This window comes from Campylobacter sp. BCW_6463 (assembly GCF_001762785.1).
Classification (GTDB): Bacteria; Campylobacterota; Campylobacteria; order Campylobacterales; family Campylobacteraceae; genus Campylobacter_D; species Campylobacter_D jejuni.
Map to the genome: position 1 here is coordinate 13,532 of NZ_MJXL01000077.1, position 14,716 is coordinate 28,247.

Annotated in this window: 18 protein-coding genes and 2 pseudogenes; 3 read left to right on the forward strand and 17 right to left on the reverse strand. The window is 31.1% G+C overall.

The features are described from left to right. Positions 1-2: 2 nt before the first annotated feature. On the forward strand, positions 3-1,529 hold the full coding sequence (locus tag AJ884_RS08340) for a DNA polymerase III subunit gamma/tau (RefSeq protein WP_070286617.1): 1,527 nt from the start codon (positions 3-5) through the stop codon (positions 1,527-1,529). On the opposite strand, the pseudogene AJ884_RS09735 reads toward AJ884_RS08340, so the two are convergent. The 13 genes and pseudogenes from AJ884_RS09735 to AJ884_RS08400 all read right to left on the reverse strand — a co-directional run bounded on the left by AJ884_RS09735 (position 1,526) and on the right by AJ884_RS08400 (position 10,783). Continuing rightward, positions 1,526-1,899, reverse strand: a pseudogene (locus tag AJ884_RS09735) (DUF2165 family protein). The gene AJ884_RS08340 and the pseudogene AJ884_RS09735 sit on opposite strands and share 4 nt — an antisense overlap. Continuing rightward, on the reverse strand, positions 1,877-1,996 hold the full coding sequence (locus AJ884_RS10315) for a DUF2165 family protein (RefSeq protein ID WP_353477116.1): 120 nt from the start codon (positions 1,994-1,996) through the stop codon (positions 1,877-1,879). Before AJ884_RS10315 ends, AJ884_RS09735 begins: the two are co-directional and overlap by 23 nt. A gap of 90 nt (positions 1,997-2,086) precedes the next feature. After that, complete coding sequence (gene copA, locus AJ884_RS08350) at positions 2,087-4,186, reverse strand: copper-translocating P-type ATPase CopA (RefSeq protein ID WP_070286618.1); 2,100 nt, start codon at positions 4,184-4,186, stop codon at positions 2,087-2,089. Further along, a complete protein-coding gene (locus tag AJ884_RS08355) occupies positions 4,186-4,380 on the reverse strand; it encodes a heavy-metal-associated domain-containing protein (RefSeq protein ID WP_070233533.1) in 195 nt (64 codons plus the stop codon). The genes copA and AJ884_RS08355 overlap by 1 nt, the downstream gene beginning before the upstream one ends. Beyond that, the gene (czcD, locus tag AJ884_RS08360; protein WP_070286619.1) at positions 4,370-5,320 is read right to left on the reverse strand and encodes a CDF family cation-efflux transporter CzcD; all 951 of its coding nucleotides are present in this window, start codon (positions 5,318-5,320) and stop codon (positions 4,370-4,372) included. Before czcD ends, AJ884_RS08355 begins: the two co-directional genes overlap by 11 nt. A gap of 74 nt (positions 5,321-5,394) precedes the next feature. Continuing rightward, positions 5,395-5,658, reverse strand: coding sequence for a zf-TFIIB domain-containing protein (locus tag AJ884_RS08365; RefSeq protein ID WP_002861877.1), 264 nt, complete (start codon positions 5,656-5,658; stop codon positions 5,395-5,397). 71 nt (positions 5,659-5,729) lie between these two features. Further along, positions 5,730-6,224, reverse strand: coding sequence for a threonine/serine exporter family protein (locus tag AJ884_RS08370; protein WP_002831613.1), 495 nt, complete (start codon positions 6,222-6,224; stop codon positions 5,730-5,732). Next, a complete protein-coding gene (locus AJ884_RS08375) occupies positions 6,221-6,997 on the reverse strand; it encodes a threonine/serine exporter family protein (RefSeq protein ID WP_002881600.1) in 777 nt (258 codons plus the stop codon). The genes AJ884_RS08370 and AJ884_RS08375 overlap by 4 nt, the downstream gene beginning before the upstream one ends. 81 nt (positions 6,998-7,078) lie before the next feature. Further along, the gene (locus tag AJ884_RS08380; protein ID WP_070276646.1) at positions 7,079-7,678 is read right to left on the reverse strand and encodes a DedA family protein; all 600 of its coding nucleotides are present in this window, start codon (positions 7,676-7,678) and stop codon (positions 7,079-7,081) included. 81 nt (positions 7,679-7,759) lie between these two features. Next, positions 7,760-7,987, reverse strand: a complete 228-nt coding sequence (locus AJ884_RS08385; protein WP_044779097.1) for a hypothetical protein — start codon at positions 7,985-7,987, stop codon at positions 7,760-7,762. A gap of 10 nt (positions 7,988-7,997) precedes the next feature. Then, entirely contained in the window at positions 7,998-9,446 is a 1,449-nt protein-coding gene (locus tag AJ884_RS08390; protein WP_070286620.1) for a DUF3373 family protein, read from the reverse strand. Between the two features lie 145 nt (positions 9,447-9,591). Further along, on the reverse strand, positions 9,592-10,065 hold the full coding sequence (locus AJ884_RS08395; protein WP_070274780.1) for a peptidylprolyl isomerase: 474 nt from the start codon (positions 10,063-10,065) through the stop codon (positions 9,592-9,594). A 10-nt stretch (positions 10,066-10,075) separates the two neighbouring features. Next, on the reverse strand, positions 10,076-10,783 hold the full coding sequence (locus AJ884_RS08400) for a YebC/PmpR family DNA-binding transcriptional regulator (protein ID WP_002787769.1): 708 nt from the start codon (positions 10,781-10,783) through the stop codon (positions 10,076-10,078). Positions 10,784-10,888: 105 nt separating this feature from the next. Here AJ884_RS08400 and AJ884_RS08405 point away from each other — a divergent pair, with 105 nt between their 5' ends. Next, positions 10,889-11,230 carry a DMT family transporter gene (locus tag AJ884_RS08405; RefSeq protein WP_002777281.1) on the forward strand — a complete coding sequence of 114 codons (342 nt, stop codon included), beginning with the start codon at positions 10,889-10,891 and terminating at the stop codon, positions 11,228-11,230. Beyond that, positions 11,230-11,538, forward strand: a complete 309-nt coding sequence (locus tag AJ884_RS08410) for a DMT family transporter (RefSeq protein WP_002861886.1) — start codon at positions 11,230-11,232, stop codon at positions 11,536-11,538. The genes AJ884_RS08405 and AJ884_RS08410 overlap by 1 nt, the downstream gene beginning before the upstream one ends. 17 nt (positions 11,539-11,555) lie before the next feature. Here the strand turns inward: AJ884_RS08410 and argS are convergent, their stop codons facing one another. From argS to AJ884_RS10190, 4 genes and pseudogenes are all read right to left on the reverse strand, one after another. Further along, positions 11,556-13,148, reverse strand: a complete 1,593-nt coding sequence (gene argS / locus AJ884_RS08415) for an arginine--tRNA ligase (RefSeq protein ID WP_070286621.1) — start codon at positions 13,146-13,148, stop codon at positions 11,556-11,558. Positions 13,149-13,159: 11 nt separating this feature from the next. Continuing rightward, positions 13,160-13,399, reverse strand: a complete 240-nt coding sequence (locus AJ884_RS08420) for a twin-arginine translocase TatA/TatE family subunit (protein WP_002852866.1) — start codon at positions 13,397-13,399, stop codon at positions 13,160-13,162. 1 nt (position 13,400) lies between these two features. Beyond that, positions 13,401-14,018 carry a guanylate kinase gene (gene gmk / locus AJ884_RS08425; protein WP_070286622.1) on the reverse strand — a complete coding sequence of 206 codons (618 nt, stop codon included), beginning with the start codon at positions 14,016-14,018 and terminating at the stop codon, positions 13,401-13,403. Between the two features lie 2 nt (positions 14,019-14,020). Continuing rightward, a pseudogene (locus tag AJ884_RS10190) lies at positions 14,021-14,716 on the reverse strand (hypothetical protein); the annotation flags it as partial.

The following is a 14,716-nucleotide window of genomic DNA, read 5'->3' on the forward strand; positions in this document are numbered from 1 at the left end:
AAATGCTTCAAGCTCTAGCGATTAAATACAGACCAAAAACCTTTGATGAACTCATAGGACAAAAAACAGTTAGCGTAAGTTTAAAATACGCTCTAAATCATAATCGCTTAGCTCATGCTTATCTTTTTTCAGGACTTAGAGGAAGCGGAAAAACCTCAAGTGCTAGAATTTTTTCTCGTGCTTTAGTTTGCGAACAAGGACCAAGTGATACTCCATGTGGCACTTGCAAGCACTGTCTTGCAGCACTTGAAGGCAAACATATAGACATTATAGAAATGGATGCTGCAAGCAACCGTGGACTTGAAGACATACAAACCTTAATCGAGCAAACCAAATACACCCCTTCTATGGCAAGATTTAAAATTTTCATCATCGATGAAGTACATATGCTTACCCCGCAAGCTGCAAATGCACTTTTAAAAACCTTAGAAGAACCACCAAGTTATGTTAAATTTATACTTGCAACAACAGATCCTTTAAAACTCCCAGCTACTGTACTTTCAAGAACGCAACATTTTCGCTTTAAACAAATTCCACAAAGTGAAATTTTAAATCATCTTAAAGAAATTTTACTTAAAGAAAATGTTAAATTTGAAGAAGAAGCTTTAAAATTCATAGCAAGAAGCGGCAATGGATCTTTAAGAGATACTTTAACCTTACTTGATCAAGCTATTATTTTTTGTCAAAATGAAATCAGCATTAGTAAAATTACAGATATGCTAGGCTTTTTAGATCCTCAAAAAATCAAAGCCTTTTATCAAGCTATTTTAACAAAAGACAAAGAAAAAGTTTTTGCATATTTAGAAGAATTGCAAGACTATGAAGCTTCAAGCGTGATTGATGAAATGCTTTTTTATTTAAAAGAAAGTTTTTTTGCAAAAAGTACAGAATTTTCTACTTTAATTTATGAAAGATTTTTCCGTATTTTATCAAAAGCTAAAAATATGCTTTGCGATGATGATGGCTTTACGCTTTGTGTTATGGCTTTTATGATGATGGAAGCAAGTCATTTAAAAGAAATTGACGCACAAATCCAAGAAATCAAACAAGAAAATATAACAAATACTACACCTAAGATCACACCTTCTCCTATCATGCCTAATCTTGAGAAAAAAATAGAAAAAAATGCTTATGAAATCTTGCTTGATAGTATTTATGATAGGGATTTTGATCTTGCAGAATGCTTTAAACAAAGCACAAAATTTATTAGTTTTGAAAGCAATACTTTAAATATAAGCTCAAACGCACAAGGACAAAATCGCGATACGCTCAATAAAGGTTTTAAACTCATACAAGAACTTTTTAAAGCTAAATTTGGAGAAAATGTAAAAATTAATGTGCAAAAAGCACTAACAATTGATGAAAATAAGCTTCAATCCTTAACTCAAGAATTACCAAACAGTGAAAATAAAAACAATATTCAAAGTTCTATTAATATGCTTAAAGAAGGAGCTAAAAAATTTGACCCACAAGAAGATCTTAAAGAGGCTCTTAAAGATTGTTTTGGGGAGCCTAGTATAGAAAATTAATCATCATTTTTAAGAGAGATGAAAATCAAAGCTAAAAACATATAAGTTACCAATCTTGTAGCACCAGGCAAACCATTCCAAACATTACTCATCCACATTTCAAACCATTCTGCAGCAACTACTTGAAAGGCAAACCATAAATACAGCAACAAGTTAAGGAAATAATCCCAAAAATCTTAGCGTTAAGAAAGCTTTGAGCATCTAAATTTCTAGCTTTAAACATATCATAAACACCTTTTAGGGCTGTTAAGGTAATAAAAATTTCAAAAAGAATAATTATTATATAGCCTATATGATGAATCACAGGAGAAGTAATAACCCCATAAACTATAGCATTACCTAAATAATCAGACTTTATATCCGCACTCATCACAATGCGAAACAAATTGGAAATTAGAATTGTAATCTGTCACATTTCTAAAAACCACTATACCTGCTAACGATGCAACGGTAAGCAAAATAATAATTTTTGAAAATCAAATCATTTTACTTATGCAAAAACATTTTTATTACATTTATACCATTTTAATAATATATTCTTAATAAAAATTAAATTTTTAAATTCTTTTAAGCCTTAAAGAATTAAGTACCACAGCAACAGAACTAAAACACATTGCAAGTGCTGCTATATGAGGACTTAAAGTGATAAAAGGTACAAATCCTGCTGCGATAGGAATGCAAAGTACATTATAAATAAAAGCCCAAAAAAGATTTAGCTTAATAATCCTGCGTGTTTTTTTAGCAAGTTTAAAACATTTAAAAATCGCTGATAAATCATCTTTTATCAAGATAAAATCTCCTGTTTTTTTTGCAAGTTCATTTGCCTTTGAAAAACTCATACTCACGCTTGCAGCAGATAAAGCCGCCGCATCATTGATCCCATCTCCTACAAAAAGAGTTTTTTTAAATTTTTGAATGATTTGTAGTTTTTCTTCACTCTTAAGTTGGGCATGAAATTCGTCTATTTGTAATTCTTTAGCTATTTTTTCTACATTTTTTATATGATCACCACTTAAAATAAAAGTTTTAAGATTTTGCCCTTTTAAATTTAACACAAGCTCTTTGGCCCCATCTTTTAAAGCATTGCTTAACAAAACACCACCTAAACACTTTTTATTCTTAGCAAAATACACCCTAACATATTCTTTAAAAGAATCAAAAAAGATATCGCTTTCTTTTGTGTCAACTTCATTTTTGTGCAAAAACTCCGCGCTACCTACAAGATAAATATTATTATCTTCTTTGTATTTTATACCAGAACCCACAATCACTCTTCCCTCGCCCTTTAAATCAAAAATTTGATCTTTATGCAAAGCCTTGGCTATAGGATGAGAGCTTAAACTTTCAATTTGACATAATTTATCAAAATCATCTTTAGAAAGATTGTGCTTAAAAATACTCAAATTTTCCTTTGTTAATGTACCTGTTTTATCAAAAAAAGCGTACTTAACTAAGGCTAATTTTTCTAAAGCAGCAGGATTTTTAATAAGAATGAAATTTTTTGCCGCATTTGCACTTGCCACAACCAAAGCTATAGGCGTTGCAAGCCCTAAAGCACAAGGACAAGAAATCAAAAGCACAGCACAAGCGTGTAAAAAAGCTGTATTTAAATCCGCTTTTACCGCCCAAAAAACAAAAACTAAAAAAGCAAAAAATATTATACCCCCTACAAAGTATTTAGAAATTTGATCTGCTAAATTTGCCAAAGGACTTTTGATATTTCCTGCTTCAAAAACTAGATTTTTGATTTGTTCTAAAGTACTATCCATAGCCTTTTTGTTTGCTTTGATCCTTAAAGCACCATTTAAAACTACTGCTCCTGCTTGAACTTCATCGCCTTCTTTTTTTAAAACAGGTAAAAACTCCCCATTTAAAAAACTCATATCAAGCTCTGCGCTCCCTAAAAGCACTACCCCATCTGCAACAATGCTTTCTCCTTCTTTTACCAAAAGCACATCGCCACTTTTGACAAAAGAACTTGGAATTTCTTTAATACTTTCATCTTCAAGCAAAATTTTTGTCTTTTTTGTATCTATATTTTCCAAAATTCTTTGATAATCTTGTACTTTAAATTTAGCTTTACTTTCAAGATATTTTCCTAAAAGCACAAAGGAAATAATCATCATTGCACCACTAAAATACAAATCTTCTTCTTTAAAAATTTGCAAATACACCAAAAAAGAATACACAAAAGCACTCAAAGTCCCTAAAGCTACAAGGGTATTCATATCTAAATTTTTGCTTTTAAGGCCTAAAAAAGCATGAGAAAAAAAGTCTCTCCCACAGTAAAATATCCCAAAAAAACTCAAAGCCATTTGGATATTTTGCGAAAAAGAAGTTTTAACAAACATTTCAAAATACATAATAATCACACTCAAAACTATACTTAAAAGCAAATTTTTTCTTAATTCTAAGTGTTTTTTTGCCTTGTATGCGTTCAAGCTTTGTTCATCTTCTAAAATTTCAAAGCCTAAATTTTTAATTTTTGCGATGATATCTTTGCGTTTTTCTTGATCTTCAAGTAAAAAAACTCCGCTAGAATTCACATAAGAAACACTAGCATCTTTAACACCATCAATTTTTTTACAAGCTCTTTCTATAGCGTTAGAACAATTAACGCAAGTCATTTTACCTATTTTTATACGCAATTCTTCCATTATAAACGCTCTATGATTTCAAAACCTAAATCTTGAAATTCTTTTGAAAAATTTGATACTTGATTCTCTTCTAAATTTAAACTTAAAATTTTTTGCTCCAAATCCACTTCTATATTTCCAAATTCATCTTCAAGAGAATTTTTGATCAAATTTACACAATTCATGCAATTAACATTTTTTACTTTAAATTTCATTTTCACTCCTTATAGGTTGTATAGTAATGTGCCCGATTTCAAATTCATGTAGTAATTTATGGGATAAATCCTGAGATAGTTTTTCAAATTCCTTTAGATCGCAAACTTTCACTTTTAAATGCATAGAAGCTACTAACATTTTATTGGTAATTTGAGTAATATGCAAATCCACCACCTCATCCACACTAGGATTTAAAAGTAAAACTTGTCTTACTTTTTCTATATCCACAGGAGAACTTTCAAGCAAGACATTAGCGCTTTGTTTAAGCAAGATAATTGCCCATCTTAAAAGCAAGATTGATAATACAATAGCTAAAATCGTATCTATATAAACAATACCACTAAAATACACCGCGATCCCACCTATAATAACCACTAAAGAACCCAATAAATCACTCATCATATGTAAAAAAGCAGATTTCATATTGACATTTTCTAAATTTGCACCCTTAAACATCATCAAAGCATTAATCCCATTTACCAAAAAGCCCAAAATAGCTACAATTATCATGGTTTTAGCGTCAATTTCTTTTGGATTAATAAATTTTTCTATAGCCTCATAAATGATAAATAAAGCCGATAAAATAATAGTTAAAGCATTGATAAAAGCCACTAAAACTTCAAGACGAAAATACCCAAAGGTCTTTTGATGATCTTGCCATTTTTCTACAGCTATAATGGCTAAAAAACTAAGAGCTAAGGCAAAAACATCAGAAAACATATGCAAAGTATCACTTAAAAGTGCTAAAGAATTTGAAAGGATTGAATAAATAAATTGCACAAGCATCATAGAAAAAGTCATTAAAAGAGAAATTTTTAAAATCTTTTTATCCACACTTCTTGCATCAGCATGGGAATGATGATGTTCATGAGAATGTTCTTCGTGATTATGATTACAAGATTTGTTAACTAAAGGCTCGTGTGATAAAAATTTATACATTTTATATCCTTTTTGCTTGACATTTTAAGATATTAAGTTAAAAAGAATATAAATATTTGTTATTCTTATAAAAATTAAAAGTCAAAAAGTTCGCCTAGCCAACTTTCTTTCCTTTTCTTTTTATAGTAATCATTGTGCTGATGATAAGCTGAGTTATTATATCTTGACTCTTGTCTTGAAACTTGGTTAAAATTTGCTGCATTAGGGACACTGCGTTCTATGATTTTGTCAAGTTCTCCACGATCAAGCCAAACGCCACGACATTTTGGACAATAATCAATCTCAACTCCACTCCTATCGCTCATAACCAAATCCACATTGCAAACTGGACATAACATACAATACCGCCTTTTTTAAATTTTTGATTTAAAATTATAAAAAGAAATGTTAAACAATTTTACAACAAGTTTTAATGTTTTTTTGCATGTCTAGTCATCATAAAACTTTGTTCAAAAAATATAAGCAAAGTAACACTCACTCCTATAGCTAAAGCCAAAGTCACAGAAACAGTTGTAAAAAAATAATCAAAAAATTGAACCAAAAATTCAGACTTAGCCTTCAAATCATCACTGCGTATAAAAGAAATAAGATACAAAATCGCTTTATAAGCATAAATTCCAGGTATCATAGGAATAAGAGCAGGAAAAGCGATAATTTCAGCAGGGGTTTTGATGATTTTTGCTAGAACAATTCCTAAACATCCTATACAAAATGAAGCAACAAAAGTTGCAATTGCTAAAGTTTGAAAATGAAAATATTCCACCAAAGTAAAACGAAGCCCATGCGCAATTGCTGCTAAAAGAGCAGATAAAATAAGGGTTTTTAAAGGTGGATTGCAAGCATAAGCAAAGCCAAATCCCGCCACAGCAGCAAAAAACATATCTCTTAAAATAAATTCAATCATCTTAAAATCCCAAAATCCGAAATACTAAGCGTCATGTAAATTCCAAGTGCTATACAACAAATCAAAATAGCCACGCTGATAATACGACTAAGCCCCATTAAAATATGATCTTTTAATATATCAATCACAGAATTTATAAAAAATACCCCTGGTATAAGATATAAAATACTAGAACCCAAAGCCACATCAGAAGTATTGGTATATCCCATATCCAGTCCAAAAAATACAAACCACGATGAGATAAAAGAACAAAGAATGTATTGAATTCTTAAATCAATCTTTGCTTTAGTTAAAATATATCTTAACAACAATCCCACGAAAGTTGCAAAAAACACTAAATTTCCAGCGCCAAAATCACCGCCAAAAAGCCTACAAAAAGCCGAATTTGCCATAGAAACAAACAAAAGATTAAGCAAATAAGAATGCTTTTTTTGTTGAGAAATTTTCTCAAAAACAACTTGCGCTTTTTCAAGATCGTATTTGTGATCATATATAGCCCAGCTTAAAGCACTTAAATCAAAAATAAGCTTGAAATTAACATGGGCATGATGATTGGGTATGACATAAGTTCTTTGAATGGAGTTATCATCCATATCTACAACATTTAAAGTAATATGATGAAAAAAGAAATTGATATTTATCTCATAGCCATAAACCTCGGCTATTCTTCCTACGCATTTTGCCACCCTAGCTGTATAAGTTCCAGCACCTAGCAAAGTTTTAGTATATATGATTAAAAAATTAGTTAATCTTTGTATATCAGGTTTTTCCATATTTTGATCATCTTTAACTTGAATTTATTACAATTATAGCAAATTTGAAAATAATAAAGAAAAAAATATTTATAATTTAAATCATTTATTAAAAGGCTTTTTGATTTTGATATAAATTAAACTTGCTAAAATCACAAAAACAATTATAATGATTAAAATTTGAGTTAAATAAGTTTTAATCAACTCTTCATTTTGTCCTATATAATAACCCAAAAATACAAGTATAGCCACCCAAATAGCACTACCAAGTGCAGTAAAAAGTATAAAATTTACAAGTTTCATTTTTACCAAACCTGCAGGCATAGAGATGTACTGACGAATTCCTGGTAAAAGACGACAAGTAAAGGTTGAAAATTCCCCGTGTTTGTTAAAAAATTCTTCAAATTTAGCAAATTTGGCTTCATTTATGCCAAAATACTTACCCCATTTTAATACAAAATTTTTACCCCAAAAAAAGCAAATATAGTAATTAATCAAAGCCCCTAAAACAGAACCTAAAGTCCCGCTAAGTATACAAAGAGTAATATCAAGTTCTCCTTTATGTGCCAAATATCCAGCAGGTATCATAACAACTTCACTTGGAAAAGGTATAAAACAACTCTCTAAGGTCATTAAGATAATAATACCCAAATACCCCCAAGCGCTAGCCGTCTCAACAATAAAAGAAATGATTTCTTGCATATTAGCCTTATTTGAAGAAAAATTTTAAAAAATTGTAGCTTAAAAGATTAAACAGTAAAAAGCGGTTTTACACCGCTTTTTTTATTTACCTGCAACTGAAACTTGATTTGGATTGTCCGCTGCACGAGCGATCATGCACTCTTTTAAAATAGCAGCATCAGCTGGATCGCTAACTTTTTTACTAATCCAGCGTTCAACTTGTTTCATTGTTTTTGACTCTGGCTCTGGAGCTTCGTATTTTGCCATCAAACTTGCACAATCAGCCAAAGCAATGATAGGTAATAAACTTGCAAAAAGTATTTTTCTCATCTTTTGCTCCTTAGAATTTTACATTATACATTAACATGATATTATCAGCTCTTGCTTTATCTTTTTTCGCTCCACCAAATGGTAAGCCACGATTGCCCCAAATGTTTTGGATATTAGTATAGCTTAAGCGTAAGAATTGATATCTATCAAGTTGATAAATCACATAAAAATCATGTGCTGTTCCTCTTGTCATTCTTATATTAAGTGGATCATTGATACTTGGACGGCTCATAGTATACCAGTATCTACTTCCCCAGAAGAACTCATATCCTACTTTTAAAGCCTTGGTAAAATCATAGCGTCCACCTACATGTACAGCATAGCCATCTTCTTCATTAAACTTGCCATCGCCATAACCTTGACTTTTAAGAATTGCACTTAATGTCGAACTTAATTGATTGTTATTCCCGTGAGAATAACCTAAAGATAGAAAATAATTAAAATTCGTTCCAAAAGCTTTATAGTTTTCAAAATGAAGATTTGCTATAGTTAAATCTCCTAAATTTACCACACCATCATCATCAAGAATAGTAGTACCGACACCACTAGGTGATAAAGCAATTGGACCATTGTTAAGCGGCAAAGCAAAATCGCTTAAATATGCAATATTAAATAATATTAAATTATCTCCCATGCCTTCTATAGGAAGCTCTCCTTCTACTGCAGCATAGTAAAGATTTGCATCAGCATCTTTTTGATCACTCATCCAGTCTCTTACCTTGCCTTCTTCATCCCATTGATAAGTTTTACCATAAGCTGCACGGATAGCTACCTTATGATCTTGCAAACTTTCAGGTTTATAAGTGATCACCGCTGCATCACCTAGAGCGTTGATTGCCAAGGCTGGATAAGTGGATTGTCTTAAAGCATTGTTTCTAAGATTACTTCCTGGACCATCGGTTCCTGGCTGTCTTCCTATAGTTGCAATCCACTCAGGTGTGATATAGTAATCAAGATAAGCTCTATCTACATAAAGTACAGGCCCACTTGTTCTTGTGTTTCTTCCTGCATCTAAGTCATAAGGAGTACCACTCCAACCCATTTGAGACCAGTTTTTAGCCATAGATAAACGACCATAGAATTTGGTTTTATCATTAATATCAGCATTCATATTTAAATGAAGCTCATTCATCCATTTGTTATTAGCACTATAATCTTGTCCGCTAACTTTATAGTTTGTATTTGAAACCGCTGTTGAAAACTCAAGTCCAAATTTAACCTTGCTTAAAGCAGCTTGAAATTCTGTTTCATCAGCTCTATCATTAAGATCAGCAAGTTCAGCTTTTACAGCTTCATTTTGCTTAGCTTGAGCTTCCCTTTCTTTTCTGATTTGTGCAAGTTCAGCTTGAATTTGTGCAAGCTGTTTTTGAAGCTTGGTTATTTCATCATCTGTATTTTTAGCAAAAAGTGAAGATGAAAGAAGACAAGCACTTAAAATAAGTGAAAACTTAGTTTTCATAATCATAACTCCTTGTAATTTTGTTACATTTCACTGAAATAAAATTATAATTATAGAAAAAAAAGCTTTAAAAAAAATTATGTGTTAATTATTTTTAGCTAGTCAAATTTTATGACTAGCTTTACATTATAAGATTTAAATTTAATTACAAAATTTTTATATCTAAAATTTTATCTCCTTGGCGTATAGAGTCTAAAACTTCCAAACTTTCTTCATCTTTTGGATCAATTTGCCCAAAAACAGTATGAACCCCATCTAAATGAGCTTGAGGGCTATGACAAATGAAAAATTGGGATCCACCCGTATCGCGTCCTGCATGCGCCATAGATAAGGTTCCACGCTCATGCTTATGTTCTTGATCATCACATTCACAAATGATTTCATATCCAGGCCCACCTATACCATTGCCGTGTGGACAACCCCCTTGTATGACAAAATTTGGAATCACACGATGAAAATTTAAATCTTTATAAAATCCTTCAATAGCCAAAGTAGCAAAATTACAAACCGTTTGTGGAGCCTCATCACCAAAAAGTTTTAGCTTCATTGTACCTTTTTCAGTTTCTATAAGAGCAAATTTGTATTCATTTACTTTGCTTGTGTCAATTGTTTTTATCATATTTTTCTCCTTAATCTATATTTGTATAAACAGCTTGAACATCATCATCATCTTCTAACTTATCTAAAAGTTTTTCTATATCACTAAGCTGTTCTTCGCTAAAGCTTACAGGATTGTTTGGTATATACTCAAGTCCTGCTTTTTTAAGAACTAAACCCTTAGTTTCTATAGCAGAGCTTAGCTCACCAAATGCAGTATAATCACCGCTAATTACCAACTCTTCTTCATTTTGTTCTAATTCTTCAAGCCCTGCATCGATCAAATCAAGTTCTAATTCTTCTAAATCTCCTGCAAATTTTTCAAGATGAAAAACCGCTTTTCTTGTAAACATAAAGCCTAAAGATCCATTTTGTAAAACTTCTCCACCATTCTTGCTAAAAATAGCTTTTACATTGGCCACGGTGCGTGTAGGGTTATCACTCATACATTCAACTATAACTAAAGCTCCATGCGCAGCTTTTCCTTCATAATGAATGTTTTTAATATCTGCACTATCTTTTCCACTCGCACGCTTAATAGCTGCATCTATATTATCTTTTGGCATATTATTTGCTTTTGCTGTAGCTATAGCGCTTCTTAATTTTGGATTCATATCAGGATCAGTGCCACCTTCTTTAGCAGCTACTTGTATGGCTTTAGCAAGCTTAGGAAAAAGCTTGCTCATTTTATCCCATCTAGCCTCTTTAGAAGCTCTTCGGTATTCAAATGCTCGTCCCATAAATTCTCACTTTCTTTAAAGATTTTCAAACTTAAAAGTATAAACTAAAAAGGCTAATTAAAGCTTTAAATGGTATGATTTTACCATTTATTTTAGGAGAAGTTTTTGAATATCGCAAAAAAAGAACTTTTTGTTGCTTGGTTTTTCTTGATTGCTGCTATTGTATTTGAAGTTTTAGGTACTAGTTTTTTAAAAATGGAAAATCAAATTTTAGGCTATATATTTATGGCTTTATTTATAGCTTTTTCTTATTTTTTTATGGGCAAGGCAATTAAAAAAATTCAAGTAGGCATAGCCTATGCTGTATGGGAACTTTTAGGGATTATTCTTATACTTTTAGTTTCTTTTATAGTTTTTAAAGAGAGTTTAACCTTAACTCAAATTCTAGGCATTGTTCTTTCTATCGTTGGAATTATCATGATTAATATAGGCGAGGTTAAAGAATAATGTATATTTTTATCATTGTTTTATCAGCATTCTTAGATATCATAGCAAATTTATTGCTAAAAAAATCAGATGGTTTTAAACATAAAATTTGGGGCTTGGCTGCGATTGTCAATGCTATACTTGCTTTTTTTCTACTTTCTTTTTCTTTAAAATACGTTCCTTTAAGCATAGCTTACTCAACTTGGGGTGCTATAGGCATCATAGGAACTTGTCTTGGTGGATGGATTTTATATAAAGAAAAATTAAACAAAATAGGAATTTTAGGCATCATTATCGTAATAATAGCAGTATTTTTACTAAATTATTAAAACAGCAAAATGCTGTTTTAATGTTCCATTTTGTTTTTCGCTTCAATACCCATTAAAGAAAATGCGGTTTTAATACTAAGAGCAACCAAAGAAAATAATTTAAGTAAATCATTTTCATTTGCAGAGCCTATAACTTTATTTTCATTGTAGAATTTATGAAAATTTGCAGCTAAATTTTTAAGATAATCAGGAATTTTTTGCAAAGCTCTAGCCTCAAAAGCATCATTTAAAATAGCTTTTAAATTCAAAGCTTCAAAAAGCAAATTTACGCTATCGTGATTTAAACTTTGTAAATCAGCTCTCATTACATCATCGATTTTTTTACCAGCTTTAGCAAACACTTGATGAATTCTAGCGTGTGCGTAGTTGATATAATACACAGGATTAGAGCTATCTTCTTTTTGCAAATCACTAATATCAAATTCCAAATGAGTATCGCACTTTTTACTCAAAAAGATATAACGCAAAGCATCACTTCCTATTTCATCAATCACATCGCTCATCAAGATAAAATTTCCTGCTCTTTTACTCATTTTATAAGGCTCTCCATCTTTAAGCAAGGAAACCATTTGTGCTAAAATAATCTCAAGATTATTAGAGTCAAATCCCAAAAACTCCATCGCAGCTTTCATTCTAGGGATATAACCATGATGATCTGCTCCCCAGATATTAATACACTTGCCATAACCACGACTCATTTTATCCTTATGATAAACAATATCTGCTGCCAAATAAGTCCCGCGTCCATCTTCACGGATAATTACCCTATCTTTTTCATCGCCTTTTTGCGAAGAAGCAAGCCAAATTTTACCTTCTTGCTCGTAAATTCCTTTATGTTTTTTTAAAGATTCTAAAGTTGCATTTAAAGCGTCATAATACGATCTTTCGCTTACATAGCTGTCAATTTTAATCTTTGCTTGTTCTAAATTTTGTTTAATCAAAACAAGCATTTTATCTTTTGCCCAATCAGCTAAACTAGGGATATTTTCTTCACTAAAAAATTCTTTACCAAATTTTTCAAAAGCTTCTTTTGCCAAATCTGCTATATACTCGCCTTTGTAATATTGCTCTGGATATTCAACATTTTCATGAAGTATATTTTCTTTCACACTTAGTAAAATAGAAAGCCCTAGTAAATAAATTTGATTGCCCGCATCATTGACATAGTATTCTGTATCAAATTTATAACCCAAATGTCTTGCAAGTCTTGTTAAGGTGTCTCCAAAAACAGCGCCTCTTGCATGTCCTATATGTAAAGGTCCAGTAGGATTTGCACTCACATATTCAAGCAAAAAACTTTCTTGTTTTTTTTCTCCTTTAGAAAAATCATTTGGATTTGCTAAAGCCTGATTTGCAAGTTCATTTAAAAAAGTTTTGGAAATTCTAAAATTTAAATACCCATTTACAGCTTCAACCGATTCAAAACAATCATGATTTTGAAATTTGCTCGCTAAGTCGCTAGCAATCAACATAGGAGATTTTTTTAATTCCTTAGCCAGTGAAAAAGCCAAAGGGGTAGCAAAATGTGCTAAATTTTTATCCTTTGGATTTTCAAGTGTAAAATCACACTCTAAAATCTTTTTAATTTCATTAAAAATAATACTTTTCAAAAGACTAAACCTTAAGCTTTTTTTGTTTCGTCTATACTTGCATCAGCATTTGTATTATTAGTTGTGTTTTTGTTTTCTTCTATTTTTTGAGTATTTTTTGCTACTTCATCATCATTATTCATTTCATCTTTAAAAGTTTTAATACCTTTGCCTAAACCCTTTGCAAGTTCTGGAATTTTTTTTGCTCCAAAAAGCAATACAACAATCAATAAAATAATCAACCAATGACTTGGACTTGACCAACCACCCATTTTATTCTCCTTCATTCCAAATATTTTGAATTTGTCCTAGATTCTGCCCTTTGATTCTAAATTTATGGGCAATTAAAATCGCTCGCAATGCTTCATAGCTTTGCTTTAGCTCATCATTAATGATAAGATAATCATACTCGCTAAGCTCTTTCATTTCATCACTAGCGTTTTGTAATCTTTTTTCTAGTTGTATTATTGTATCAGTATTTCGCTTAATAAGTCTTTTTTTGAGCTCATCTTTATTTTTTGTAGTAATAAAAACAGAAACAATCTTATCAGCCATTTTTTGTCTGGCTATTTTAAATCCTTGCACATCAATATCAAAAACAACTATTTTTCCATTATCTAAAGCATCTTGAGTGTGCTTTAAAGAAGTGCCATAAAAATTTTCATGCACTTTAGCCCATTCTAAAAAATGATCACCATCTATACCTTTTTGAAATTCTTCATGGGATATGAAATGATAATGTATTCCATTTTTTTCACCCTCTCTTGGTTTGCGAGTTGTTGAAGAAATAGAAAAATAAAGCTCATCTTCAAATTCATCAAAAAGTTTTTTTAAAAGAGTTGATTTTCCAGCTCCACTAGGACCTGAAATCAACAAAATAAAACCTTGCAATTTTAATCCTCTTTAAAACTAATGTTTATATTTATATTCATATTCATACCCTTAAGAGCAGCTTTTAAGGTATCATCCTTAATACTTGAAGTGATCGCTCCTACTATACTTTGGCTAAGCTCATTAACTATCTCTTCACTATTATCATCTTTAGTTGCATTACTTACTATAGGCTCTTCATTTTTTTCTACAATTTCCTCTCCAAGAGCTTCTTGTATATCACTTTCTTTCAATGCATCAAAATCACTTATATTTAAATTTGGCACAACCACTTCCTCTTCATTTGTTCCTAATTCTTTATCGTCTAAAATTGGTTCATCTTTAAAATCTTCTAAAACCTTGCTACTATTATCACTATCAATACCATAATCCAGCTCATCAAGTTGAGCTAATTCTTCTTTGATTTGATCTTGAGTACTCAAATTTGAAGTAAAATCATCCATTTCATCTTGAACATCTTCTTCCACAACAGGAGCAAACTCCTCTAAAACTTCCTCTGATTCTTCACTATCTTTTGCTTGACCTAAAAATTCAGCATCCTCAGGAAGATCATCAAAATCCATTTCTTTTTCTTGCTCTTCAACCACAGGAAGATCATCAAAGTCGCTTATATTAGCTTGTAATTCTTTGTTATCTTCTAAATCTTCATCATTTTTATCATCTAGTTCATCTAAACTAGGCTCAGTATCCAAAGCTGT